This window comes from Shewanella woodyi ATCC 51908 (genome assembly GCF_000019525.1).
GTDB lineage: Bacteria > Pseudomonadota > Gammaproteobacteria > Enterobacterales > Shewanellaceae > Shewanella > Shewanella woodyi.
Window position 1 is genome coordinate 4,800,612 of the sequence record NC_010506.1, and the last position, 25,620, is coordinate 4,826,231.

The 25,620-nt window shown below is 44.1% G+C and carries 20 protein-coding genes and 2 pseudogenes; 16 read left to right on the forward strand and 6 right to left on the reverse strand.

All coding sequences use genetic code 11. The features are described from left to right. Window positions 1-69: 69 nt before the first annotated feature. Together SWOO_RS20220 and SWOO_RS20225 are read right to left on the reverse strand one after the other, a co-directional pair. A complete protein-coding gene (locus tag SWOO_RS20220) occupies window positions 70-3,123 on the reverse strand; it encodes a TonB-dependent receptor (protein WP_012326526.1) in 3,054 nt (1,017 codons plus the stop codon). Window positions 3,124-3,551: 428 nt separating this feature from the next. Further along, a complete protein-coding gene (locus SWOO_RS20225) occupies window positions 3,552-4,439 on the reverse strand; it encodes an SMP-30/gluconolactonase/LRE family protein (RefSeq protein WP_012326527.1) in 888 nt (295 codons plus the stop codon). A gap of 163 nt (window positions 4,440-4,602) precedes the next feature. Here SWOO_RS20225 and SWOO_RS20230 point away from each other — a divergent pair, with 163 nt between their 5' ends. Then, entirely contained in the window at window positions 4,603-7,038 is a 2,436-nt protein-coding gene (locus SWOO_RS20230; protein WP_012326528.1) for a family 20 glycosylhydrolase, read from the forward strand. Between the two features lie 45 nt (window positions 7,039-7,083). On the opposite strand, the gene glnD is transcribed toward SWOO_RS20230, so the two are convergent. After that, a complete protein-coding gene (gene glnD, locus SWOO_RS20235; protein ID WP_012326529.1) occupies window positions 7,084-9,690 on the reverse strand; it encodes a [protein-PII] uridylyltransferase in 2,607 nt (868 codons plus the stop codon). 341 nt (window positions 9,691-10,031) lie between these two features. Here glnD and SWOO_RS20240 point away from each other — a divergent pair, with 341 nt between their 5' ends. Further along, complete coding sequence (locus SWOO_RS20240) at window positions 10,032-11,255, forward strand: hypothetical protein (protein WP_012326530.1); 1,224 nt, start codon at window positions 10,032-10,034, stop codon at window positions 11,253-11,255. 124 nt (window positions 11,256-11,379) lie between these two features. Here the strand turns inward: SWOO_RS20240 and SWOO_RS20245 are convergent, their stop codons facing one another. Further along, entirely contained in the window at window positions 11,380-11,628 is a 249-nt protein-coding gene (locus tag SWOO_RS20245) for a DUF3297 family protein (protein ID WP_012326531.1), read from the reverse strand. 263 nt (window positions 11,629-11,891) lie between these two features. Here SWOO_RS20245 and SWOO_RS20250 point away from each other — a divergent pair, with 263 nt between their 5' ends. Further along, on the forward strand, window positions 11,892-12,329 hold the full coding sequence (locus SWOO_RS20250) for a dCMP deaminase family protein (RefSeq protein ID WP_012326532.1): 438 nt from the start codon (window positions 11,892-11,894) through the stop codon (window positions 12,327-12,329). A gap of 218 nt (window positions 12,330-12,547) precedes the next feature. Here the strand turns inward: SWOO_RS20250 and SWOO_RS20255 are convergent, their stop codons facing one another. Then, entirely contained in the window at window positions 12,548-12,958 is a 411-nt protein-coding gene (locus tag SWOO_RS20255) for a hypothetical protein (RefSeq protein ID WP_012326533.1), read from the reverse strand. A gap of 685 nt (window positions 12,959-13,643) precedes the next feature. Between SWOO_RS20255 and SWOO_RS20260 the strand changes: the two genes are divergently transcribed. The 13 genes and pseudogenes from SWOO_RS20260 to SWOO_RS26535 all read left to right on the forward strand — a co-directional run. Continuing rightward, the gene (locus tag SWOO_RS20260) at window positions 13,644-14,075 is read left to right on the forward strand and encodes a hypothetical protein (protein WP_012326534.1); all 432 of its coding nucleotides are present in this window, start codon (window positions 13,644-13,646) and stop codon (window positions 14,073-14,075) included. Window positions 14,076-14,160: 85 nt separating this feature from the next. Next, window positions 14,161-14,682, forward strand: a complete 522-nt coding sequence (locus tag SWOO_RS20265) for a Na+/H+ antiporter subunit E (RefSeq protein ID WP_041417811.1) — start codon at window positions 14,161-14,163, stop codon at window positions 14,680-14,682. Further along, on the forward strand, window positions 14,682-14,978 hold the full coding sequence (locus SWOO_RS20270) for a monovalent cation/H+ antiporter complex subunit F (RefSeq protein WP_012326536.1): 297 nt from the start codon (window positions 14,682-14,684) through the stop codon (window positions 14,976-14,978). Before SWOO_RS20265 ends, SWOO_RS20270 begins: the two co-directional genes overlap by 1 nt. Then, entirely contained in the window at window positions 14,975-15,316 is a 342-nt protein-coding gene (mnhG, locus tag SWOO_RS20275) for a monovalent cation/H(+) antiporter subunit G (RefSeq protein WP_012326537.1), read from the forward strand. Before SWOO_RS20270 ends, mnhG begins: the two co-directional genes overlap by 4 nt. 26 nt (window positions 15,317-15,342) lie before the next feature. Then, window positions 15,343-16,338 (forward strand): Na(+)/H(+) antiporter subunit B, encoded by a 996-nt coding sequence (locus SWOO_RS20280; RefSeq protein WP_012326538.1) that lies wholly within the window; start codon window positions 15,343-15,345, stop codon window positions 16,336-16,338. Then, window positions 16,319-16,681 (forward strand): cation:proton antiporter subunit C, encoded by a 363-nt coding sequence (locus SWOO_RS20285; protein ID WP_012326539.1) that lies wholly within the window; start codon window positions 16,319-16,321, stop codon window positions 16,679-16,681. Before SWOO_RS20280 ends, SWOO_RS20285 begins: the two co-directional genes overlap by 20 nt. Continuing rightward, complete coding sequence (locus SWOO_RS20290; RefSeq protein ID WP_012326540.1) at window positions 16,681-18,159, forward strand: monovalent cation/H+ antiporter subunit D family protein; 1,479 nt, start codon at window positions 16,681-16,683, stop codon at window positions 18,157-18,159. Before SWOO_RS20285 ends, SWOO_RS20290 begins: the two co-directional genes overlap by 1 nt. Next, window positions 18,156-19,649, forward strand: a complete 1,494-nt coding sequence (locus SWOO_RS20295; protein ID WP_012326541.1) for a monovalent cation/H+ antiporter subunit D family protein — start codon at window positions 18,156-18,158, stop codon at window positions 19,647-19,649. The genes SWOO_RS20290 and SWOO_RS20295 overlap by 4 nt, the downstream gene beginning before the upstream one ends. After that, window positions 19,639-19,995 (forward strand): hypothetical protein, encoded by a 357-nt coding sequence (locus SWOO_RS20300; RefSeq protein ID WP_012326542.1) that lies wholly within the window; start codon window positions 19,639-19,641, stop codon window positions 19,993-19,995. The genes SWOO_RS20295 and SWOO_RS20300 overlap by 11 nt, the downstream gene beginning before the upstream one ends. After that, on the forward strand, window positions 19,982-21,682 hold the full coding sequence (locus SWOO_RS20305; protein ID WP_012326543.1) for a Na(+)/H(+) antiporter subunit D: 1,701 nt from the start codon (window positions 19,982-19,984) through the stop codon (window positions 21,680-21,682). Before SWOO_RS20300 ends, SWOO_RS20305 begins: the two co-directional genes overlap by 14 nt. 201 nt (window positions 21,683-21,883) lie before the next feature. Continuing rightward, window positions 21,884-22,864 carry a lipase family alpha/beta hydrolase gene (locus SWOO_RS20310; protein ID WP_012326544.1) on the forward strand — a complete coding sequence of 327 codons (981 nt, stop codon included), beginning with the start codon at window positions 21,884-21,886 and terminating at the stop codon, window positions 22,862-22,864. A gap of 209 nt (window positions 22,865-23,073) precedes the next feature. Beyond that, window positions 23,074-23,793: pseudogene (locus tag SWOO_RS26530) on the forward strand (PAS domain-containing protein); the annotation flags it as partial. Between the two features lie 138 nt (window positions 23,794-23,931). Further along, window positions 23,932-24,327, forward strand: a pseudogene (locus tag SWOO_RS26535) (methyl-accepting chemotaxis protein); the annotation flags it as partial. Between the two features lie 214 nt (window positions 24,328-24,541). On the opposite strand, the gene SWOO_RS20320 reads toward SWOO_RS26535, so the two are convergent. After that, entirely contained in the window at window positions 24,542-24,934 is a 393-nt protein-coding gene (locus SWOO_RS20320) for a MerC domain-containing protein (RefSeq protein WP_012326546.1), read from the reverse strand. Window positions 24,935-25,620 lie beyond the last annotated feature (686 nt).

The window sequence follows — 25,620 nt, forward strand, 5'->3', positions numbered from 1 at the left end:
ATTTTACACAAAAAGGCGCCGCATATGCGGCGCCTTTCATTATGTACATCAATCGATAACTTTCATCGATTAGAATGTCATGCGGGCACCTAATGTCCAACGCGCTTCATAGACATTCTGGAACGCCTTTTGAGATGAGTTTTCTAGGTAAGTTTGCTGATACTCTTCAAGAATATTAGAACCATAAACATAGAAGCTAAACATCTCATTCAGGTTGTACGTTGCACTGAAATCAAGTTGTGAGTAAGTATCTTGATACAGAGTTTGTCCACCAACACCAGCACCGCCAGTTGTGATTAAACGTGGGCTAACTGAGTTCCAAGCCAGACGTGTAGAGAAGTCCTCCTGTTCATACCAAAGTACAAAGTTGTAGGTATCTTCTGACATGCCAGGGAAAGGTAAGTCACTACCATAGACATCTTTTGCAAGATCACTGTCTTGGGTACTATCTGAGTAGGTATAGTTAGCATCTAGACCAAAGTTAGATAGTACTGGTACATCGATGAAATCATCAAAAGCCACACGAGCACCAAGCTCTAGCCCTTTAATGCTTCCGCCTTCAGCTTGTACTGGTGTAGAAAAAGGCCAAGGACCACGTTTAACACCATCATCATCAGGCTCATCGATCATCACAGTACCAGAACCAACAAAGCTCTCAATGTCGATGTTAAAGGCTGAGATAAACATCATAGAGGCATCGCCGTTATACCACTCAGCCGATACTGAGTAGTTGGTTGAGCGCCAAGGGTCTAGATCTGGGCTACCCGCTAAGCTGCCCTCTACAACACGTAAACAACCACACTCTTCATTAAATACCTTACCGACAGATTTACCGCCACCAAGTGCACCTAAATTAAGCGGCATCATGTTTTTCGCGTAGGCAGCACGCAAAATCACATCATCAGTAACCGCTGCAGCAACGTTAATCGATGGCAATACATCGGTATAATCACGCTCAGTAACCACATCTCCGATATCTGGGTTCAAACCTGAGTGGGGTAAGCTAGGCCCAACTAAGTTCTGCTTAACATACTGCTCAGTTTCCACCACTTTCACACCGAAGTTACCGCTGAAGATCCCCTCTTCAAAGTTAGCCTGTAGGAAGTAGCTAAACTCATTTAGGTTAACATCGTAGGTACGACCAGCATTTTCAACTCGCTGAACATTACCAAACACATCTTTTTGGAACTGACGTGGGTCGCGGAAGTTCTCAGGATCTATCACCCAAACACCTGGAATACCTGTGACATTACCAAAATCAGTCTGGTATGAAACACTTGTGTGCTCATCAAGACGGGTCGGTGCAAGTAGTGTATAAGGTGTCCATTCACCATCTACCATCTCACCAGCGCCATCTACACCGACACACTCATCACCATAGAATTGGTCAACGGCTTTCCACTGTGCAATATCACACCCACCACCAAATTCAGAGGTATAGGTAAATTGGTCATGGTCGACCTTACGCTCTTCATAACGAACACCGAAATCAACACTCGTGATAAATGGCATATCATCAAACGCGTAGTTCCAAGCAGTACTAAAGGTGTTGATCTCACCAACATCATCGGTATTACCTTCAGAGGAGAACGCACCAACATGGTAGGAGTCGAGGTCTGACATATAGTCACCTACAGAGCGCATCCCTTTACCGCCATTAACCATCTGGTTAAAACCGGAGAAGTGAGGATGCTCACCGCGAGCATCATAGTTCAGCATAAACTGATCTTGAATGCCTTGAGAGTATTGTGCGAAACATCCACCTTGGTCGCCCACAATCTCTTCGCCATTATTACAGTAACTGGCAGGTGCAAGACCACCAGGACCGGTAACAAGTGTTCCTTGGTCAATGCTTAAGATATCACCTTCACCATAAGCGTGACGCATTGAAGCTTCAGCTTTAGCGCGTGTCATACGCACGCCACCTGTAAGCGCTCCGCCATTGTCGTAATCAAGCTGCAGGTTGTAGTTCTGCGACTCCTCTTCATTGATATTAACCTGAGTAAACGACTGCATACGGTAAGACTTCATATCGAACGCATTAACGCCACGCCACTCATTGCCATCATCATCGGTAAAAGGAGCATCGTCGGTAAAACCATCGCTTGGGAAGGCATAGTCATTGAATGACTGCCAGCGGTTATTTTGCGAGAAACCACTACGATTATTAAAGCGTTCCTGCTTAGAGTAGAACGCATCAGCCGTTAAGGTGAAGCCTTCACCTAAGTCTGCTTGAACAGAGAGCTGGAACGCATCACGGTCGCGCTCCTCCTGCTTATTAAATGCAGCAAAGCCTTGTGGTACAACGTGGCGAATATCACCACTGTTAGGACCAGCGCCCCAAGTGTGACTGTTATTTGCTGCACCGATACCACCATCTTCAGAGGTATCAAAATATCCATTATAATCTGTGGCTAGCGTCGCTTGCTGCTTTGCTGCAGAAAATAGCACACCAAACTTGTCATTATTGAAGCTAACAAGCCCATTGAAATTAGGATCTGTCTCTTCACTGATTGAACCTTGACTCGCTTCAGCTGCGGCATTAAAAGTCCAGCCTGTATCCATATCGAAAGGACGACGTGTTTTTAGATCTACAGAGCCTGAGATACCTTTAGCACTGCGGCTAGCTTCAGCACTCTTAAATACTTCAAGACCAGAGAAAAGCTGTGCAGGAAGGTCGCCAAAGTTAGCGCCAGAGGTGTCGATGGTCGTCGCACTTAAGAAAACCTCACCATTCATTGTGGTGCCAACTTGAGGCAAACCACGAATGGCTATCGTACCGCCTTCACCAGCAGAGCGGGTGATCTGAACACCAGTAATACGTTGCAGTGAATCAGCAATGGTGACATCTGGTAGTTTACCGATATCTTCCGCTGTGATGCCATCAACTTGCGATGTGGCAAAACGTTTTTGGTTTATGCTGGCTTTAGAACTGGCTCGAATACCAGTAACTTCAATGATCTCAATATTATCATCAGCATTAGTCTCTTCGGCAGCAATCGCAAGCGAAGGTGAGCTACTGGTCAAAACAACGGCAATACTCGTTGCTAGAACGCTTTTCTTAAAATTAGTACGTCGCATTTCAAGTCCCTTAATATAATTTCTTATCGTTATGTTACTCATGCCCACTTCCTTGCTGGAAATGACAACGCTGTCATAAGTAGTTCAAATACTACACAATGCGCAACAAGATCTCTACATCTAATTAACCCAAAAGAGCTAGAATGAGCACAAGATGCTGATACTAAAAAGCTAAACACAAATGATAATACGAATATACACAACATCTAAAAAATTGATTTAAATCAATTTTTATAATATTCGATGTGACTAGGTATTGAAATTGACCGAAGGAAAAATGGTTAGAATAGTATTGGTTTATGTGAGAATAGTACTTGTTGCAAACTTTAACATTATTAACAAACATAGTGATTGATGAGTAAGTTTACATCCAAAACTTATCTATTTTGCCACTCTAATCCCTATGTAGAGAGGCTTTTGTCAGTCAAACAATCTAGCTTAGCGCTGCTTTGAAACGCAGCAATAGAGAGTCACATAAAAGTTCTACCGGCATATTTAACACGAACATGTTCTATAGCCCCACGTTTTTGCATCGTGATAAACAAGCTATGTCCATCCTCTCCACCAAATGCGACATTAGTCGGATGCTGTCCCTTAAGTCTGATCTCTTCAAGCAGTTCGCCACTCGCAGAGACAACAGCAACAACACCGGCTCCATAACGGGCAATGTATAAATTGCCGTGGATATCGGTGCGCATTCCATCCAAGCCATGATCTGCAAACTCAATCAACAAGCGTTTATTGCTGATCTCACCTTGCATATTTAGATCATACACCCAGACTTTTCGTTGAACACTTTCATTCACATAGAGCCTTTTATTATCTGGGCTCACTTCAACACCATTTGTTGTGCCCATGTCAGACTCTAACAGTTGAGTCACTCCATCGGTGTCAATACGCCATAACTGACCAGAACTATTCGACCAATTAGGATCACTGGCAAAGAGAATACCTGAATCCATCATTGCAATATCATTAGGTTGATTCATCTTTGGCTGATGGGAGAAAACGTAAGCGACCTCAGTGCCAGCGTCCACTCTTAGAATGTTATGGCCCGCATAATCGGCTATATACATATTATCTTGTTTATCAAAGCGGATCCCATTACCCACTGAGCCTTCGGGTAAAGTCATAAAGTGTGAAGCTTTGTGCTGAGCCGTCACCTTGCCTATTGTCCCCTCTTTGGCGAAATTAACCGCAAATAGCTCCCCCTTGCTATTTACTGCTGGCCCCTCAACACCAGAAGTAAAAACCTGATCTTTAACCCAGTCTTCACTATGACGTTGATCCGCTAAGAGTGTGCCCATTGGACTCAATAACAACAATGCTATGCAGCTTAGAAAACTGACGCCTTTCATAAAATCCCCTTTACTATTCGATAATTAAAATGTTGACCACAAATAGACAACGCTGTCATTATTTAGTCAAAGTTGCAACTCAAACTGAGTCAATTTGCAACCTAATCCCGCTGAAATGGCAAAGAGCATGGATAATTGAGTAGATCTAAAAGGAGTTAATTCGATGTGGCAACAACTGGTAATTTTTCTAAATAGTGTCCTCTTGGTGTCAGTTTGCATAAATGCAAATGCCAAACCTATTAATATTATGCCGCTTCCAGCCGAGCTAAAAATAGCTCCCGACTCAACTCATTTTCATATCTCTCCAGCGCTATCATTTGCCACCTCTGGTATCCCTGATAACAATGCGCTGCAATTTAAACAAACCATGCAAGAGCTCTTAGCAGCCAGAATCCAAACGAATTTAACACTCAACTCCATCAATGACGATGTCAAAAGTAGTGATAAGCCAGATGTTCTAGTTAAACTGACGCAGCAACCACTAAACCGTCCACCTCAACTCGGTGATGATGAAAGTTATGAGCTAGATATCAGCTCAACACAGCTCACCCTTATTGCTAGCAATGAGCTAGGTATCAAACATGGGCTTAACACTCTCAGCCAGCTACTACTAACGACACCGCAGGGGATAGGTAAAGCAGATATCCCTGCGATCGTGATAAAAGATAAACCTCGTTATCCTTGGCGCGGCTTGCTGATTGATAGTGTGCGTCACTTTATGCCAATTGAAACCATTAAGCGTCAACTCGACGGTATGGCTTCGGCAAAGCTCAATGTTTTTCATTGGCACCTAACTGACGATCAAGGCTGGAGGATCGAATCAAAAATCTACCCAGCACTGCATCAAAAGGCATCTGATGGAAAGTTCTATACTCAAGCTGAGATAACCTCGATTGTTGAGTACGCCTCTCACAAAGGGATCCGTGTAGTGCCAGAGTTAGATCTACCAGGGCATGCTTCAGCAATCGCGGTGGCCTATCCAGAGTTAATGAGCGCAGAAGGCCCCTATGAAATGGAGCGGCAATGGGGGGTATTTGAGCCTATTCTCGATCCTACAAACCCCGAGGTTTATCAGTTTATCGATAAACTAGTCGGTGAGTTGACCACTCTTTTTCCCGATCATTACTTGCATATAGGCGGCGATGAGGTCCCACCGACTCAGTGGCTCAATAATGAAAGTATCACAGAGTATATGCAAAAGAATGCGTTGCTTAATGCAGAAGATCTTCAGGCACACTTTAATCAAAAAGTGAATAAGATCTTGGCTCAACACAAACGATTTATGATGGGCTGGGATGAGATATTTCATCCTAAATTACCTTCAGATATATTGGTACAGTCATGGCGTGGGCTCGACTCACTTTCGCAAATTACCGCCGCTGGATATCAAGGCTTGCTCTCAACAGGCTTTTATATCGATCAGGCACAATATACTGACTATCACTATCGCAATGACCCACAAAGTGAGCCCGCCCCCTTAGTAGCCTTATTGCCCGCAGATGTTCAGGGCGAGGTATGGCAATTTACTATGCCAAGGTATAAAGGCTCTCCTATTCATGGTGAGTTATTGATTGTTCACGATAGCCAACCCTATGCTTACCTGAGCCTCAACGGGAAATTATCCAAAAAAGTCAATAAACTCATACTCTCAGAGAATAAGATTGAGTACCGTATAGATACCTGGATGGGGCCAACCACAGCGGAGTTCACCATATCGAACGACACTGTTTTAGCCGGGCACATATTTGTCGGCAACACGCTTTACCCAATCACAGGACAACGCTCAGCGCTAGCTCAGGCAAGTCAGTTAACTAAAGCAAAATTAAAACAAGCTCCTGTAGAGCTCATTGCTGATCATAATAAGGTTTTAGGTGGTGAGGCGACGATATGGTCTGAGCTTATCACCCATGAAAATATCGACATCAGAGTCTGGCCACGACTATATGCTATCGCTGAGCGTTTGTGGTCGCCAAAAGAGCTCACCGATAGTCAAAATATGTATCAACGTTTAGCTTCAATAAGCAGCTATAGCCAGCGCTATATCGGCCTTGAACATAAACAGCAGCAACAGCAAGGGCTACAAAACTTAGTCGCTCAAAATAGCGACATATCGCCTTTACAACTGCTGGCTGAAACGGTGGAACCTGCACACTACTACACTCGCCACCACCTCAAATTTCAAGCCAATGAGTATCATCAGCAAGCGCCACTGAATCGATTTGTGGACTACCTTGATGTTGAGAGCCTGCCATTGATTTTTTTACATCAAGGGTTAGCGAAGGCAAAAGATAAGGAGAGTCTAGAGTTCGCCAATGCTCTAAATCTGATTGAGACAGCACTGCTAAAGTGGCAAAAAAATCAACCAAGGTTAAAGCAACTCATTGACCAATCGCCCAAGTTACACAGTATCAAGCAGGTAGCAGAGCTAAATGATAAAACCCTCAACTTAGGCATCGAACTAGTTAAACTATGCCGCAACAACAGCTTAACTGAACTTAGTGCCCTAGATGATGAGTTAATCTCAATCTTGTCTTATAAAGGAGAGGTTGTCCTAGCATCGGCTCACTTGCTACGCGAACTGATAAGGAGATGTCGCTAAGCCTTCTTGAAAGTACAACAAAACAAGAGGCTTAGCGATAACAGATCAGGCTGTGGGCTGCTCCTTAATGAAATCAACAAAGAAGGACTTTAAGGTTTGCTTACTCTCATCGTCGAGAGACTGGCCATCTTTATCTGAAACAAGAAAGACATTATCGACCTGCTCACCCACTGTAGTGATTTTGGCCGAGTGGATATTGAGCTCAAACTGCCTGAATCCATTACAGAAGTGGCTCATAAATTGTGGATTATCCAGAGCCGTCACACTAATCAAGGTTCTGTCTTTTTTGCGCGAATGCAAAAACTCCACTTTAGGCTCACTGACAAATGAGTCCAAGTTACTGTTAAGGCGCTGTTTAGAGACCTTCTTATTCTGAAATAACACCTGCTCCAGCTTCAGCTTAATACTTTCACGTCGACCAGCAGTACGTATAGGGTGCTGGTCATAATCGAGTATTTTTAACGACTCCACCACGTAACCATCTTTTGTCTTAGAGATATTAGCTTGCTGCACAGAGATCTGCAGCGATGCTAAAGTGTTAAACAGGGTAACAAACAGACCCGGTTTATCCTTCATATAGACAAATAGATCACTACAGCCCTTAGTGCTGCCCTCATCCAATAAAATAAGTGCATGCTCTGCTGGGTACTGGATCATAGCTTGGGAGTAACGAGCAATATCGCTGGGTTGAGCATTACTAAAAAATGATAAAGGCAGGCGTTTCCAGAGCAGTTTAATCTCTTCGGAAATTTCACTCATCCCCATCAACTCTAGGGCTTCATTCTTATGTTCACGGACAATTGTTCGCTGCTCTAACACGTTTTCTAAGCCATTACGTAGGGCAAAGCTTATCGACATATATAGATCACGAAGTAACGTGGCCTTCCAATTTGTCCACAGATCATCATTGGTTGCTTTAATATCCGCAACGGTTAAACAGTAGAGAGCATCGAGTCTGGCTTTAGTTCCTATGGTTTTAGCAAGGTTCTTCACTTCCGAAGGATCATAAATATCGAGTCGTTGTGAGGAGAGAGATAGCAGCAGATGATTCTGCACTAACCAGGCAATAACTTTAGCTTGAGATGGTTTCAATTCATGAAACTTGGCAAACTGCATCGCATCAACCGCGCCCAACTCACTATGATCGCCACCACGACCTTTGGCGAGATCATGGAACAGTGCAGCTAACAGTAGCACCTCTTTATTCTCAATCGCTTTGTAAACCGCACTAGGTTGTACAAGCGAGGCCGACTCAGGCTTGTCTTTTAAGGAGTAGAGGTTTTTAAGTAATTTATGAGTATGCTCGTCAACGGGGTAAACATGATAAAGATCGAACTGCATCTGCCCTACGATCTCACGCCATTGGGGTAGATATGAGGCTAGAACACCATGTTTAAGCATTAATGATAGTGCCAGCCCCATCCCTTCTGGATGGCGAAATAGAGAGATAAACTCCTTCCGACAACGATGAAAATCTTGTAGATCCCCAAGCAAACGGCGTCTTACTTGACGGATCAAACGAATCGTTTGTGGTGAAATACCATCAATATCATCTGCATTTTCTGCAATATGAATAAAGAGTGCCATCAGCTGAGTACGGTCAACAAAAACATCATCATGGCGTGCATTAATGAGTCGGCTATTTATCTCAAAATGTTCATTTAACAGGGTCGTCTTTTTATCAGTTTGCGCTAAAAGCTCATCCTTAAAATAGAGCAGTAGCATCTGGTTAAGTTCGCTAATTCGCCTCATAGCACGGTATAGCTGACGCATCATCTTTTCGATAGCCAGGTGACTGTTGTCGCCAAACCCCATAAGGCGCGCGACATCACTTTGCAAAGAAATAAGCAGACGATTTTCAGAACGCTGCGCTGCAGCATGCAGTGCCCAACGAGTTCGCCAAATAAAGTTCTGTGATTCTAGCAACTCCGAGTACTCATCAGAGGTAAAGAAACCAAAGCGCCTTAAAGCCGCCATATCTTCAGCGGAAAAATACTTACGGGTAACCCAGATAAGGGTTTGAATATCGCGCATTCCCCCTGGGCTATTTTTTAAGTTTGGCTCTAGGCTAAAAGCACTGCCTTGGGCTTTTTGGTGGCGCTCATCTTGCTCAATCACCTTTGCATTAAAAAAGGCTTCACTGCTCCAGAGATTATCGCCATATAGTCGACTTAACACCTCTTCAGCATGGGATTTTGGACCCGTTAAGTGACGCATCTCGAACAGTGAGGTCGCGGTAGAGATATCCTCTTTACAGGCTTTATCTACCTCACTCAATCCCAATACACTATGACCAAGCTCTAAACCAAGATCCCACAACTGGGTAAAGAAAAGACCAATTTGAGACTCCTCTTGGGGCGTGAGCGTTTGGGAGAAAAGTACACAGATATCGATATCAGAATGAAGATGTAGGGTTTGACGGCCATAGCCACCAACGGCGTTGAGAGAGATATTGTCGGAGGTTAGCTCGGCGCACTCCCATAGGTGAAGCAGCAGAGTATCAAAGAAATCGGCACGTAACTTTACAATTTCATCAATAGCAATATAGGTAAAGTTATCATTAAAGTAGTTGTCAGCATCTTGAATTATTTTTTTATAATCACTAATGCTCATTTTGGAACTGAATTGAGGCGATATATCTGAGTCTGACATGCTTCTCCTGTGGTTGTTTACATAGGGAATAACTAAGGTTTCTTAATGAATCAAACCGTTATGTAATGGCCTTTGTATGACAAATAGGGTAGATGATCTCAATAGACATTACAAATAAACAACACCCCATGAATCTTATCAGAGCCAGTAAATGAGCCTGTTAACCTCATCATTAACCATTATAGAAATGCTCCACACAAACAAAAATTAAAACTTACTACGTATATTTTAGTTTAAAGAAGTGTAAAACCACTTTAATAATATTTATATCACTATAAAAATGGTGTTGCGCATATTTAAAACAGGTAAGGGTTTACACACTAACAATGAAGGAGGGCTTTATGTTTACTCCCACAAAACTACTTAGACAACTTGCTATATTTAGTATCACCTTAACGCTTGTAGGTTGCTCTACAACCTCGATAGCCAACGATAAACAATGGACTTTGGATGCTGCAGAGATCAACACCTCGACATTAAACAGCACTATTGAAGAGGCAATTGCCTACCTTAAAATAGCTGAAAACAAAAACAGTATCGCTACTATAAGCTTACCAGCAGGGGAGTTTAACCTCTCCTCCAATCAAAATGAGCCTGGGACATTGGTATTCAGTGGCCTTGAAACCGGAAACAATGGAAAGCTACTTTTCAAAGGTAAGGGACGCAGTAAAACAACATTAGTATTTAGTGACTTTGAACAGATTGCCGTATACGGAAAAATGACTCAAGGACTAACACTGCAAGGGCTGCACTTTACCCGTGAACATTACTCAGCGACTCAGGGAGAAGTGGTCAGTACATCACCTGGCGAGATCATTATCAAAATCCACAAAGGTTTCCCTAAACCTGATTTTCTCTGGCGTTACCACGATATGGGACATTACCTTAAACGTGCAACCAACAGCCAAAGCAATCCGAAAATTATTCAACAAGCAAATAAGCAGGTCAAATACGGTTACCGCAGTGGTTCAGCCTATCCTCCTGAACACGTTAAAGGCCTTCAGTGGAGATTTCACCTTGCCAACGCTAATCAAGATTTAGCAGATAATGGCTATACCAGAGGCAGCTATGTTGCGATTAAAGCAAAAAAATCCGCCTTTCCCTATAGCTTTAAAGGTGGAGAGCGACTCACTATGGACAATATTAAATGGACCCACAGTACCAGAGGCATTATCAGGGGGACAAAGGATAAAACGGGCAATCAAGTTGCCATTAAAGATATCACCATCAGCAACTGTAGAATGGTGAGAGCTGCACCAATTTTTGATCAAACGCCAATACTTTCAGCCAGCGGCGGCGGTATTCAACTAAATCAGCCCAATGATCTGCCCGCAACCAATATCTTAGTCAGAAATTGCATACTGGACTCAAGCGGAGACGACAATATCGCACTATTTAATGTCGATGGAGTGAAGCTTGAAAATATCACCAGTAAGAACGCCTTCGCACGAAGCATACTCATCACAGATAAAGCCAAAAATGTATGCGGGACTAATATCAAGGTAATCAATGGTGTGATTGAAAATGATAAGCATCAGGCAGTGACAATTCCCGCTTGCCCATAATGCTCACTCATATCTCACAAGCAGCAGGTAAAACAAACTGTGGCAGGTAGTGATTTGAGATAGAATATCTGGCCACCCAAGATATGAGTGGCGCCTTCAATATCTGCCTTAATAGCAGCTATCTTTAACGATAGAAGGCTTCAACCGTGCCTTTAATTGTCATCAAAAGTGGCTGGCCACGACGATCTAGCGCTTTAGATGATGGCACTTTAACCCAAGATTCACTGATGCAATACTCTTCAACATCAAAGCGCTCTTTACCGTTCACTTTAATGCCAATATCGTGTTCAAAAATTGCTGCCACATGGTGTGGGCTACGAGGATTAACCGAAAGACGATCCGGTAAAGTTGGTTGTGATGTTGTGTCGTTCATGGTGTGACCCCAAATATAGAGTTGGAAATTGGAATAAAAAAATGTGCGCTATTGTAGGCAATACGCGGCTTATGCTCAAGAACAAGAATCACAAATGTTGATTACTTCCCTAAGCCATAGCCCATCACAATTGACTCCAAACCATCATAAAAACATAGCGAGAGTTAAAATAAAACCTAGAGGTTGATTTATCACTATTCTAAATAGAAAATAACTTCTAGTTCGCAATTTATTCAGTGGCATAGAACAGGAGTCTGTAAAAGATGATGACAAAATGGGACGTACGTTTTCTACAGATGGCTGAGCTCGTAGCATCTTGGAGTAAAGACCCCTCAACTCAAGTGGGCGCGGTGATCACCGAAGATAACCGTATAGTCTCTTTAGGCTTCAACGGCTACCCCCACGGGATCTCCGATAGTGCAGAAACAGATAATCGAGAGATGAAGCTTCTCAAAACCCTGCACGCAGAGGAGAACGCCATTCTTTATGCTAAGCGAGATCTCAGCGGCTGCGAAATTTGGGTGACTCACTTTCCCTGCCCTAACTGTGCAGCTAAGATCATCCAAACAGGATTGACAACAGTACACAGTCCACAACCTAGCGAAGACTTCCTGTCACGCTGGGGTGACAAAATAAAGATTAGCCAAGATATGTTCGACCAATCAGGCGTTAAAGTCGACTGGATGCAGGTCGGCAAATAAATTCAGTCTTGAACATAAAGAAGGACGCCCAAGTGGCGTCCTTTTTCATTTCGTATACTTATTGCTTAACGAAACGTTATGGCCTAAATCAAGCCAAGGGAATGTTACGGCTTGTGGTTACCTGTTAACGCAGTGGCTAAACAAACTTACCCACTCAGTACATCGCATCAAAGCGATAAAGGCTAAGTAAGCTACAAATTAAGGCTGTACATAAATATCTAAGACAAAGCCAGTAAACCATGTTGGCTCGCTACCACATTGGCAACACTCGTCATTCTGTCTTTTATCGCCTGTTCAATGCCAACACCATCCTCAAGCAGATCATCAACCGCTATAAAGGCAATCGTCATTAAATGGCTGCTCTGATAGTGATACGCATAACCCTGCTTCACGACCCAACTCTCAGCACTTTCATTACTATCCGCTCCAGTAGCTGTGATCTGTTGTACTTTCTCATCCAATGACCTGACCAAAGTAAAATCAAAAGAGAGGATAAAATCTTCATTACCGTACCAATCCGCTTTTAGCGCTTGAAAATTGATCCACATCTCCAGCTTCATCAACAGGGGCTTAAGCGCACTTGAGAATTGGCCATCGGCCGCTATCGTAATGGGAAGATCTTCCTGCATATCACTCTTTTCCTTTGCTTTGTCGTAAAACGTAAACCTTGAACTGCTTCTCACACTCAAGATAACGTTAGAGTCTGCGACTTAACAACCACAGATGCAACCACAACAATGACATAGCACCAAGGAACTCGCTATTAAACAGCGGCATTGTTTACACATGGAGGACCACTGAAAGGGTCATTAGAACAGGTATGCTAACGCAACAGCGTAAACTAACTTAAAAACAGCCAAAAAAGACTGGATTAACATAAATGCAAACTTAATTAACCCTAACTTCGCACAAAAAAACACAAAAAAAAGAAACTTAAACTATAATAAACAACATCTTGAGGCTACACCTCGTTATTTCCGAGGTATAGAGTAAGAATATCCGAGTTTACACTAACTAGCCATTTACTCTTAACTGGTAAAAATCGAAGAGAAAGGATGCCGAACAATTAATATACGAGTTATTAGTATATTAGTAGGAAAAATAGCTAAGCTCATAGTATGTTAATTCTATGATCAGGTAACAATTAGCTATACAGGCAGCTGAAGATCCATCAGAGTCAATATCTAGAAGTTTAGGTGTGTATCAGCATAAAAAATAACAATAAAGAGATTATGCTTGCCAATAACATATAACTATTTTGCTTTAGATACAGTTATGACAATCGGATAAGTCAAATTATAACAAGGGGTTAAAATGAAAAGCAGCCAAATATTACTAGTACTAACATTAGTTTTACCCTTTTCCTTACTTGCTGCCCCAACAGATCTGACCAATGAAGAAAGAGTTGTACTTGAATCTTGTACATCGCTTAACAATACAACTAAAGAGCTCACAGCTGCCCCTTGTGTTTACTACGTCAGAGGATTTCTAGCTGGTTCCCTAAGCACAAAATCAACTTTTATCGTGCGTGAAACATCAGGTGAGTTTCTCGATAGAGCCTATCGAACTAGAGTGGGCAAGCAGACTTCGGAAGAGCAACCGATCCAATTATGCTTACCTAAAGATAAAAATATTGAACAGTTAACCCAGCGCCTCATTGAGCATTTTTCGCCCCCTATCGAGTCGATGGAAGCACTACACACACAGATTTCAGATGCACTCGGCGTGGAACTACCATGTTCGTAACCAACAGAATATAAGTATTCAATTTAATAGCGAAGCCATGTATCAGCCCTAGTCAACCCAATAACTCATGAGTAAAAGTGAGAAAATGACAATGAATGATGATAAATCAACGTTCGAAGAGAGAGCGAAGTATTTACCGAGCCATACACTAAGTCTCAGTGTAACCCTGTCTCTCTTTTGGTGGATAAACTCAAATTACGGCAACCTACTTCTGCTGTCACTCGGAGCCTCTTCTATCCTGCTCGTTATCTATATTGCATACAGGATGAACGTAATCGACCATGAGTCTCAGCCAATTCACCTTTCAATAAAAATTCCAGGCTACCTGCTATGGCTAACCAAAGAGATAGTCCTTGCAAATATCTCTGTGGTCAAGCACATCTGGCTTGGTAATAGCAGCATCTCCCCCACCCTTGAAACGATAGATGCCAGTCAACACACAGATCTGGGCAAGGTTATTTACGCCAACTCCATCACCTTAACGCCGGGGACAGTCACTGTGGATTTAGTAGATGACCGAATGACCATACACTCATTGATCAAAGAAAATATCGATACTTTAAAAGCCGGCGAGATGGATAGCCGAGTAACTGAATTGGAAAAATAATGTTAGCTGCCGCCACAATTGCAATTCTCGTCGTTATGTTGCTAGCTATTGCTCGCTGCATCATCGGCCCGACTCTGTACGATCGCATATTAGCCTTCAACATGTTTGGTACCAAAACGGTACTGCTGATCTCAGTATTAGGCTTTTTAATGGGACGACCAGAGTTCCTCGACATCGCGCTCGTCTATGCCCTGATTAATTTTATCAGTGTCGTAGGCGTATTGCGCTTTTCTGACTCCGCCGAGTTCAAGGTTACCCCCTATGAACGCCAATCAACCAAGGAGGGTGAGGAATGAACCTCTTTCTCGAAATCAGCAGTGGACTTTGCCTACTTATTGGCTGCTTCCTCTGCTTTTCAGGTGGTATAGGGATTTTACGTTTTCCTGACTTTTACACCCGCATGCACGCAGTGAGCATCACAGATACCTTAGGTGCAGGCTTAGTGTTATTAGGATTAATGCTGCAAAGTCCCGACGGTTTAGTACTCATTAAACTAATACTAATTTTACTGTTCACCCTATTTATCAATCCGTCAGCTAGCCATGCATTAGCTAAAGCCGCACTGCATAATGGCCTGTCACCGCAAGAAGATAAGGGGACAAATAAAGGAGGGGACAAGCCATCGAAACTTTAGTTGATATCGTACTGTTAACCTTTCTGGTGGTCATAGCCATCGCAATTGTCCGCACTAGAGATCTATTAGCGGTCGTCATGTTAACCGGGATCTATGGCTTACTCTCTGCCAACTTCTTTGTGGTACTTGATGCGGTAGATGTTGCCTTTACCGAAGCCTCTGTTGGGGCTGGAATATCTGGTTTGTTGATGCTGACGGCCATAACCATGACAGGGCGAAAAGAAGCTCCTAGACGTCATAAACCATTTCTTGCACTCTTTGTAGTACTCGTCACTGGCAGTATGCTGATCTACGGCACCATGGATATGCCCTATTTTGGTGCCGTTGACGCCCCAGTTCATCAACATGTTGCACCTCGCTATATTCATCAATCAATGGAGGAGGTTGGTGTCCCCAATATTGTTACTGCGGTTTTAGGCAGTTATCGTGCATTCGATACTTTAGGGGAAGTGGCGGTTATCTTTACCGCAGGTATAGGTGTGCTCTCTTTGCTGTCACTGCCTCGTCGCCGCAGGGCCGTCAAATCTGATGAGGCAACGGTAGAGCAGATGCATGAGCGCCATATGGTGCTTCGTATTGTAAGCAAGGTTCTTATTCCTTTCATCTTGCTGTTTGCTCTCTATGTGCAATTTCATGGCGACTTCGGTCCCGGTGGCGGCTTCCAGGCCGGTGTGATATTCGCAGCAGCGATTATTCTCTACACCATGTTATTTGGTTTAGAAACCGCTAAGAAGGTGTTTAACCCGTCGATAATCCAGCTGCTCGCAGCGGTTGGATTGCTGATCTACGCCTGCGTTGGGGTGGTATCCATGCTCAATGGCGCCAACTTCTTAGATTATAACGTGCTGGCTGATGACCCAGTTGCAGGTCAACATATAGGGATCTTGCTGATTGAATTAGGGGTAGGTATTACAGTCGCAGCAGTGATGTTGAGTATCTTTTTTAACTTTGATGGTCGCAGACAAGCACAGCAACACTGCACAGAACAAAAAGGGGAGCATGATGTTTCTCGGACTCTATAACTATTGGATCGTAGTACTCTTGATGATGATTGGTTTTTATATCGTTATCGCCCACGGAAATTTGATAAAGAAACTAGTCGGACTGACTATTTTTCAAACCTCAGTGTTTATTTTTTATATCAGTGTCGGCATGGTCGAGCGCGGCAGCGCACCGATTTTGGCAGAGGGGATTAGTGATTACTCTAACCCGCTACCCCATGTATTGATCCTAACTGCCATTGTGGTGGGGATAGCCACCACCGCACTTGGACTGGCACTGGCCGTCAGAATCAAAGAATCCTACGGCAGTGTAGAAGAGGATGAGATCCAAAGACAGGATCAGCTTAACGAGGATAAATCATAGTGTTAGCTCACCTACCTATTTTGCAAGTCGTGCTACCACTAATGGCTGCGCCGTTATGCTGGTTTTTAAATCGCTCGAAGCTAGTGTGGATGTTTGCCTTATTGGTCTGTGCTGCCACCAGTGTCAACAGCATACTGTTACTGATAGAGGTCATGAAATCTGGCCCTATTATCTATGAGTTAGGTGGCTGGGAGGCACCTTGGGGAATAGAGTATCGTATCGATCAACTTAACGCCTTCTTACTGCTCATCATCTCCACCATAGGCACTGTGGTGTTGTTTGCTGCTCAAACAAGCATCCAAAAAGAGTTAGATGAAGACCGTCATACCCTATTTTACAGTCTCTATCTGTTGTCCTTAACCGGCATGTTCGGCATTGTGGCGACTGGTGATGCATTTAACGTATTCGTATTTTTAGAGATATCTTCACTATCTGCCTATGCCTTAATCGCCTTAGGCAGAGACAGACGAGCATTATGGGCTGCCTACCAATACCTGATAATGGGCACCATTGGTGCCACCTTTATTCTGATTGGTATCGGCATGCTCTACCAGATGACTGGCACGCTCAACATGAGCGATTTGGCCACTCGACTAGTCGATGTTGGCCACACCCGCACGGTATTTGCAGCATTTGCCTTCTTAATCGTCGGGATCTGCTTAAAGCTGGCACTGTTCCCACTTCACCTGTGGTTGCCCAATGCTTATGCCTATGCGCCTTCAATCGTAACCGCATTTTTAGCGGCCACCGCAACTAAGGTGGCGGTGTATCTGCTGATCCGCTTTACCTTTACCGTATTCGGCATCTCTTTCTCATTCACCACCCTGCCCCTGCAGAGCATTTTGATGGTGCTAGGTCTTATGGGGGTATTTGCCGCCTCTATCACCGCGATATATCAGCAAAATGTTAAGCATATCTTGGCCTACTCGAGTATCGCTCAAGTGGGCTATATGATTATCGGTTACTCCATCAATACCAGCACTGGGGTAATGGCAAGCTTACTGCACCTGTTTAACCACGCCTTAATGAAGGGGGCGCTCTTCTTAGCGTTAGGCGCAGTAATGTACCGCATCGGCAGCGTGCAGCTCAGTCAATTCCAAGGGCTGGGACGACAGATGCCATTGACCATGTCAGCCATTGTTATCGGCGGGTTGAGTCTGATTGGTGTGCCATTAACCGTAGGCTTTGTCAGTAAATGGTATCTGCTTATCGCCAGCGTCGAAGCAGGCATGTGGCCTGTGGCTGTACTGATTCTATTAGGGTCACTACTGGCGATTGTGTATATCTGGCGTATTGTGGAAACTGCCTATTTTAGGCCACCACTTCCAGGGCGTGAAGCGGTCAAAGAAGCACCTTGGACCTTCCTTGGCCCTATTTGGCTCCTCGTTATCGCTAACATCTATTTTGGTATCGATACTCGTCTGAGTGTGCAGGTCGCACAGGCGGCTTCTCAAAGTTTGTTTGGAATTAACCCATGAATCTTTCTTTGGCGCTGATGTTACAGCTAACTATCCTATTGCCGCTGCTGGCAACCTTTGCAATAGCAGTAACGGGACAGAAACCTAATCTTCGTGAAGCGGTCACCATAAGTACCAGTCTGGCGGTGCTTTACTGCGTGGTCAATCTCTACCAAGCACTCAATGCCGGAGCCAGCATTAGCGTCTCATGGTGGGCACTTATGCCCGGTTTAGAGATAAGCTTTGTTGTTGAACCACTGGGTATGTTGTTCGCACTTATTGCCAGCTTTCTGTGGCTTATCACCACCATTTACGCCATCGGCTATATGCGTGGGCATGGAGAAGAGAACCAAACCCGTTTTTACATCTGTTTTGCGTTGGCGATTAGTGCAGTAATGGGGCTCGCCTTTTCGGCGAACTTATTTACCCTGTTCATCTTTTACGAAGTGATAACGCTATCAACCTACCCGCTGGTTACCCACGCGGGTACCGAAAAAGCTAAGCAAGGTGGCAGGGTCTATCTGGGTATCTTACTCAGCACTTCTATCGCTTTTTTCCTACTGGCCATCATCTTGACCTGGTTTGTCAGCGGTAGCCTTGAATTTAAAGCGGGCGGTGTGTTTGATGACAATGTCAATACCACAGTCGCAGGCGCTATCTTAGTACTGTTTGTATTTGGTATAGGAAAAGCGGCAATAATGCCATTTCATCGTTGGTTACCAGCTGCGATGGTGGCACCAACACCGGTCAGTGCCCTGCTCCATGCCGTGGCGGTAGTAAAGGCAGGGGTATTTACGGTACTTAAGGTCTGTATCTTCATTTTTGGACTCGACCTACTGCCTAAGTTACCCACCACTGAGTTTTTACTATATTTAGCAGCCATTTCGGTGCTATTAGCCTCTATTGTGGCCATGCGACAAGACAACTTAAAAGCCAGATTAGCCTACTCGACGGTGAGCCAACTTGGCTATATCACCATCGGTGCGCTGCTAGCGACCTCATCGGGCGTTATCGGCAGCTCTATGCATATCGCCTCCCACGCATTTGGCAAAATTACTCTGTTCTTTTGTGCTGGCGCGATTTTGGTGGCCAGTCATAAATCAAAGATCAGTGAGATGCGCGGCTTAGGCTTTGCGATGCCGATCACTATGGCTGCATTTTTCATTGCTAGCCTAAGCATTATTGGCGTTCCACCAGCTGGCGGCACATGGAGTAAATGGTTCCTGTTAATGGGCACTGTAGAAACCGGTTATTGGTTCATCATGGTCACACTGATGCTCAGTTCTTTACTTAATATCGCCTACCTACTGCCCATTCCTTACCACGCCTTTTTCCCAGGTAAGGATCACCCAGCAGCATCAAGCGGCGGTATTAAAGAGGCACCGTTACCGTCATTGATTGCATTAACCATCACCACCTTAGGCTGCTTAACTATGTTCATCTATCCACAGCCCTTTTATGAATTAGCAAAAGCTATCTTGACTGTATCTGGAGTCAGCCATGGACAATGAGAAGCAGTACCTTTTTGATAATCCCAAAAATATCCAGCGTGTTTTATATCTGTTGTACGCCTGCTGCACATTGCTTGTGATACTTGATTTCGTCATCCACCGCCATGTCTACCATAGCTGGGAAAATCTACCTATTTTTTATCCTATCTATGGCTTTGTCGGCTGTGTCATCTTGGTATTGATAGCCAGCTGGATGCGCACCTTTCTGATGCGCCCAGAAGGCTATTATGATGAGCCTGAAGCCGATGACAACAACCACTCAACCCCAACTTCAGATGATGACGCTGTAAGCGGCCATGCAACTGATGCTAAAAAGGATATAGGTGACCGCAATGTGGATGCTTGAGCTACCGCCCTTTGTACTGTTTTTAATTGGCGGACTAATTGCTGCAACAACACGCGGGAAGCTGCGTGGTGCATTGATGATTGCCATTCCAGTTATCAGTGGATTACATCTGTGGACCGTACCTGAAGGCGTCCACTTACAGTTGATGTTTTTAGACTATCAACTGGTCCCCTACCGCGCCGACAAATTAAGCCTGATGTTTGGCTATATTTTCCATATTGCCGCCTTTATTGCCATCATCTATTCACTGCACGTTAAAGACACAGTTCAGCAGGTAGCGGCCATGCTCTATGCGGGCAGCGCCATAGGTGCGGTGTTTGCGGGTGATCTGCTTACCCTGTTTGTATTCTGGGAACTATTGGCCTTTACCTCAGTATTTCTAATTTGGGCTCGCCGTACCCCTCAAGCCTACAGCGCAGGTATGAGATATTTGATCATGCAGGTGCTCTCAGGGGTAATTCTGCTAGTTGGAGCCCTGTTTTATATTGCAGACACTGGCAGTATCTCCTTCGACTTTATCGGCCTAGAGGGTATTGCTGGCTGGCTTATCTTTATCGCCTTTGGCATTAAGTGCGCCTTTCCTTTTGCCCACACTTGGCTTACCGATGCCTACCCTGAAGCGACACCGACCGGTACCGTATTACTCAGTGCATTTACCACTAAGGTGGCGGTTTATGCTCTGGCTCGCGGCTACCCCGGCACGGAACTGCTGGTTTATATTGGCGCGGCTATGACCTGCTTCCCCATCTTCTTTGCGGTGATAGAAAACGATCTTCGTCGAGTACTGGCTTATAGCTTGATTAACCAAGTTGGCTTTATGGTGGTTGGGATCGGTATTGGTACAGCCTTAGCACTTAATGGTGCGGTATCTCACGCCTTTAATGATGTGATCTTTAAAGGCTTACTGTTTATGAGCATGGGTGCAGTGCTGCATATGACAGGTCGAATAAATGGCTCAGATCTCGGCGGCCTCTATAAGACCATGCCCAAAACCACGATACTGTGTATTGTCGGCGCAGCCTCTATCTCGGCATTCCCACTATTTAGCGGCTTTGTCAGTAAATCTATGGTGATGACTGCCGCCATTGAAACTGGTCATGACTGGGTTTGGTTAATGCTGCTATTTGCCTCTGCAGGGGTATTCCACCATGCAGGTATCAAGATCCCCTACTTTGCATTTTTCGCCCATGATTCAGGGATTAGAGCCAACGATCCGCCAAACAACATGGTATTGGCCATGTTCATTGCAGCTTGTTTGTGTATCGGCATTGGTATCTACCCTGCGGCGCTCTACTCACTGCTGCCATACGATACTGGTTACAACCCCTATGATGCGACCCATGTGCTCGCACAGACCCAGTTACTGCTGTTCTCGGCACTGGCCTTCGTCTGGTTGAACCTAAAAGGTATGTACCCGCCAGAGCTGCGCTCGACTCATCTGGATGTGGATTGGGTCTACAGACGCCTAGTCCCTAATGCCCTGCAGCGGATGTTTGCGGTGGTCTGGAAAGTGGATGGAGAAGTGCGTCAAGCAGTCCTTGGTAAGCTTAACCAAGGTCAGCAACTGTTAACACGCAAGAGCAAAGGAGCGGGAAGCTTTATCTCCAGTACCTACCCCTCTGGCAATATGGTGCTTTGGGTTGCCATCATTCTAGCTGCCTACCTGTTTATGGTCTTTATTGGCTAAGTTCGAGTAGAGATATGCTGACGATGACGTTTAGCTTATTAACATGAATACAAGCGGCTTGCATAGTGATATGCAAGCCGCTTTGTTATGCTATTCTATCTATATCATTGATTTATAATTGGTAGATGAGCTAGAACTACAGCTTGAAAACACACGATGACTTCTGTTGGTGTTCGGTAACTTTTAAAAAGAAGCCTAAATATGAATCTGTTATTGAAAGTCCACATGTTAATTGCTATCTACCTCTTGGTAGGAGCCTGTGCGCCCAACAAAACAAAGTTCAGTGATTTACCATTAAGTAATATCAACAGATTGCCCAATCCAGATGTCACCACGCGTATTTCCTCACTAAGTAATTGCACCTCTAAGGACAGTGACCAACTAAACCTGAACTCTCAAGAACCTGTAACAGTGATAGTCCATGGCTGTTTTGCTTCAGCCGGCATGTTTCGCAAGCTGGCTGATGTGTATGCCTTTCATGGTCAGCAGACAGTTTGTTTCAACTATGATGATCGTGAACGACTAACAAGTGGCGCTGCTGCACTGGCGAAGGCACTTAAAGAGCTCTCCTCAGTGCTTCAGCAACCTAAAATCGTGGTGATTGGCCACAGTCAAGGCGGACTGATTGCTCGCCGAGCATTGATAGATGAGCCCTCAGATAGTACAGCTGTTGGGGATATTGAGATAGATCTAGTGACGATATCAACCCCCTTTGGTGGTATTGAAGCTGCCGACCATTGTGGCTCAACAACCTTGGCATGGTTATCTTTAGGGCTCACTAAGCCCATTTGTCAGTTGATCACTGGCAGAAAATATCGAGACATTACAGCCAATTCAGATTTTATATCAAGACCTGGAAACCTGCAGTCCTCGGTCAATAGACATTTTAAGATAATCACAGACGAAGCGAACACCTGTCGTGTCCACAATAATCAAGGCACATGTATTGAAGATGATTTTGTCTTTAGTCTCGATGAACAAAATCAGAGAGTTGTAGACTCACAAGCGGTTACTACATCGCAGGTGGTTAAAGCAGGTCATGTGGAGATTGTAGGTGACTTAGAAACAGTACCAATTAAGCTTATAGGGCTTTTGCAACAACAAGGGCTGTTAAGGAGTACCCCACCGCAATCCCAAGGTGAATTAACTAGGCTACTCGAGGATATATATATCTCCCCTTAGTCACATCCCATGAGTCATTATGAATATTTTTTGCTAATTAATTGGACTAATTAGTATTTTATCTACTAAAGAATATAGGTAGTACTTTTTATTGTACCGCTTCTATATTTCACCATATGAGTATCAGCGCCGAAAATTGAGCCTGATAAGGATTATTGTTCATGTTTAACGATAAACTAAAAAAAGAACTCAAGGCCTGCCAGAACGCTATGACTCGCAATCAGGCAGTTATTGATGCTATTAATAACAGTGTTGCTACCATTCTCTTCACTCCAGAAGGCATAGTAAAAGACGCAAACTTGCTCTTTTTAGATGTGGTTGGCTTTTCTTTGGATGCCCTAAAAGGAAAGCATCATCGAGAGCTTTGTGACTCAGATTATGCTCAAACTAGTGAATACCAAAAATTCTGGGAGCGTTTGAGAAGTGGTGAAGTCATATCTGGCACCTTTCCCAGAAATGACATTAATGGTGACAGGTTGTGGCTTGAAGCAACTTACTTCCCAATCAAGAAAAACGGAACAATCACTGAAGTGATGAAAATTGCGGCTGAAGTCACTGAGAAAAAAGCCAAACTTGACGAACAAGAAGCCGTTTTTATTGCCTTGGATAAATCAATGGCAGTTATAGAGTTTAATCCTGATGGCACAATTCTTAAAGCCAACAGTAATTTTCTTGGCGCAGTTGGCTATAACTTAGAGCAAATTAAAGGCAAGCATCATCGCATGTTTTGCCCAGACTCTTTCTACCATGAAAACCCCAATTTTTGGGCGGAACTCGCATCCGGCGACTTTAAGGCTGGCCAATTTGAACGAAAAGACAGCACCGGTCGCGTACTTTGGCTTCGTGCCACTTACAATCCAGTCTTTGACGAATCAGGCAAAGTGGTTCGGGTCGTAAAGTTTGCCACCAACATCACCGAAAAAGTTGAGCAAGAGCGAGCTATTCGTGAAGCAGCAGAAGTCGCATATTCGACATCAGTGAAAACCGCAGAGATAGCGACAAAAGGTGCCGACGTGCTGGAGTCTACCGTGTCGACTTCTGAGTCTATTTCGGATCAAGTAGTTGAAACCTCATCGTCTATTTCTCAACTGAATGAACAGTCAAAAAGCATTGAAGCTATCGTCTCGACCATCAGTGACATCGCAGATCAAACCAATCTGTTGGCACTTAATGCAGCCATCGAAGCGGCGCGAGCGGGCGATCAAGGTCGAGGGTTTGCCGTTGTGGCTGACGAAGTCAGGCAACTTGCGGCGCGAACTAGCCAATCGACCGCAGAAATTGCTGATGTAGTGAAGAAAAACCGAGAGCTAACTACTGAGGCTACGGGCAAAATGTCCAGTGTTTCTGAAAGTGCCGATAAAGGTAAACAGCAGATTTCACAAGCCTCAGCAGTAATGGAAGAGATACGAGTAGGCGCAGAAAATGTAGCTAAAACCGTTTCAGGGTTGAATGTAGCTAACTAATTTTAAAACGGTCAAAAACTCACAAACGCGCCTAGTGGCGCGTTTTTTCTTACAAACAGAGAGAGCTACTCAGCGACACCCAGAGGAGCAAAAGAGACTTAGTAGAAACAGCTAAAAAGCAGTCCACCACGGAGGTCACAGAGGAACACGGAGAGGAGAACAAACGCACCAATTAAGGGTGCGTTTTACCTAACTGAGTTAATGATGAATCTCGCTATTTGCATGAGTCATTACGGCAAAGTGAGTAATTACGCCAGTGGGCAAAAACCAAAAGGAAGCTGGCAGCGAGTGTCGCTAGTTTCTCTCCGGTTTCACCTAACAAATCATGTCCATAAATCGCAGTGATGCCAAGCCCGATGATGCCGAAGAAAGCTAACACTAATACCATAGGATCTTTATGTCGTGTGCAGCCAAGTAATACAGCAATAGAGCTTGTCGGGATAACAAACCACACCATGAGAATATGATAAAAATGGTCATCGACAGGAAGCGCAAGCAGTGACGGAAACAAGACTAATAACATTGGCCCCGCTATACAGTGCAATGCACATAATGCAGAGCCAGTAATGGCAAGACGGTCTAATAATATTTGTGCAGGCTTATTCATATCAATTCTCAACGTAATGATTGTACTTAACGCCTCAATGAGGCACCACTGATGACTACTTTCGAGCAACCTAACATTAACATTATGAGTAGACAATAAGCAGCCCCTTATATCCTTCAAGATTTACAATGCCATTAAGAGATATGGCCAACTCACACCGATGAGTTTACAAAAAGAGAAACGATCCACCACAGAGGACACGGAGAAGAGCTGGAGCATGCCAAAGAAGGCATGACTATGGAAATGATAAATTTAAACATGAGATTGAAGCACTAACTAGATACTCTATGAGGCCAAACGAGGAAGACCAAGCCAGAAATAGGGAGCAAAGCTTAACCTGACTCCAACACTCGCAGCCACCCAGTTATTAATACTCAAAATTCTTTTCAATATAGTTAACTAAACCATTATCAGAGATATAAACGAGATAAGGTATTGAGTGACTTGGCGTAACACTGGTATGTTATTGATTAACAATGGCTGGCTAATGTTTCTATGATGCAAGGGTCAGCCCGCCGGCTGGGCTATCAAACAGATACAAATGAGAACATTTTGAGTCGTTCTAAAGTCACAGGTACAGATGCTAGTGTAAATCAGGACCTAGTCCAAAAAACATGGGGTAACTGTGAAAAATTGGAGATAAAATTCTCCCCGTATCGAGTAAAGAATAACTAAGACATCCATAA

Excerpts from the sequence above, each read along its gene's own strand:
- SWOO_RS20220 (WP_012326526.1), bottom strand. The coding sequence starts at position 3,123 with ATGAGTAACATAACGATAAGAAATTATATTAAGGGACTTGAAATGCGA.
- SWOO_RS20225 (WP_012326527.1), bottom strand. The coding sequence starts at position 4,439 with ATGAAAGGCGTCAGTTTTCTAAGCTGCATAGCATTGTTGTTATTGAGT.
- SWOO_RS20230 (WP_012326528.1), top strand. The coding sequence starts at position 4,603 with ATGTGGCAACAACTGGTAATTTTTCTAAATAGTGTCCTCTTGGTGTCA.
- glnD (WP_012326529.1), bottom strand. The coding sequence starts at position 9,690 with ATGTCAGACTCAGATATATCGCCTCAATTCAGTTCCAAAATGAGCATT.
- SWOO_RS20240 (WP_012326530.1), top strand. The coding sequence starts at position 10,032 with ATGTTTACTCCCACAAAACTACTTAGACAACTTGCTATATTTAGTATC.
- SWOO_RS20245 (WP_012326531.1), bottom strand. The coding sequence starts at position 11,628 with ATGAACGACACAACATCACAACCAACTTTACCGGATCGTCTTTCGGTT.
- SWOO_RS20250 (WP_012326532.1), top strand. The coding sequence starts at position 11,892 with ATGATGACAAAATGGGACGTACGTTTTCTACAGATGGCTGAGCTCGTA.
- SWOO_RS20255 (WP_012326533.1), bottom strand. The coding sequence starts at position 12,958 with ATGCAGGAAGATCTTCCCATTACGATAGCGGCCGATGGCCAATTCTCA.
- SWOO_RS20260 (WP_012326534.1), top strand. The coding sequence starts at position 13,644 with ATGAAAAGCAGCCAAATATTACTAGTACTAACATTAGTTTTACCCTTT.
- SWOO_RS20265 (WP_041417811.1), top strand. The coding sequence starts at position 14,161 with ATGACAATGAATGATGATAAATCAACGTTCGAAGAGAGAGCGAAGTAT.
- SWOO_RS20270 (WP_012326536.1), top strand. The coding sequence starts at position 14,682 with ATGTTAGCTGCCGCCACAATTGCAATTCTCGTCGTTATGTTGCTAGCT.
- mnhG (WP_012326537.1), top strand. The coding sequence starts at position 14,975 with ATGAACCTCTTTCTCGAAATCAGCAGTGGACTTTGCCTACTTATTGGC.
- SWOO_RS20285 (WP_012326539.1), top strand. The coding sequence starts at position 16,319 with ATGTTTCTCGGACTCTATAACTATTGGATCGTAGTACTCTTGATGATG.
- SWOO_RS20295 (WP_012326541.1), top strand. The coding sequence starts at position 18,156 with ATGAATCTTTCTTTGGCGCTGATGTTACAGCTAACTATCCTATTGCCG.
- SWOO_RS20300 (WP_012326542.1), top strand. The coding sequence starts at position 19,639 with ATGGACAATGAGAAGCAGTACCTTTTTGATAATCCCAAAAATATCCAG.
- SWOO_RS20305 (WP_012326543.1), top strand. The coding sequence starts at position 19,982 with ATGTGGATGCTTGAGCTACCGCCCTTTGTACTGTTTTTAATTGGCGGA.
- SWOO_RS20310 (WP_012326544.1), top strand. The coding sequence starts at position 21,884 with ATGAATCTGTTATTGAAAGTCCACATGTTAATTGCTATCTACCTCTTG.
- SWOO_RS20320 (WP_012326546.1), bottom strand. The coding sequence starts at position 24,934 with ATGAATAAGCCTGCACAAATATTATTAGACCGTCTTGCCATTACTGGC.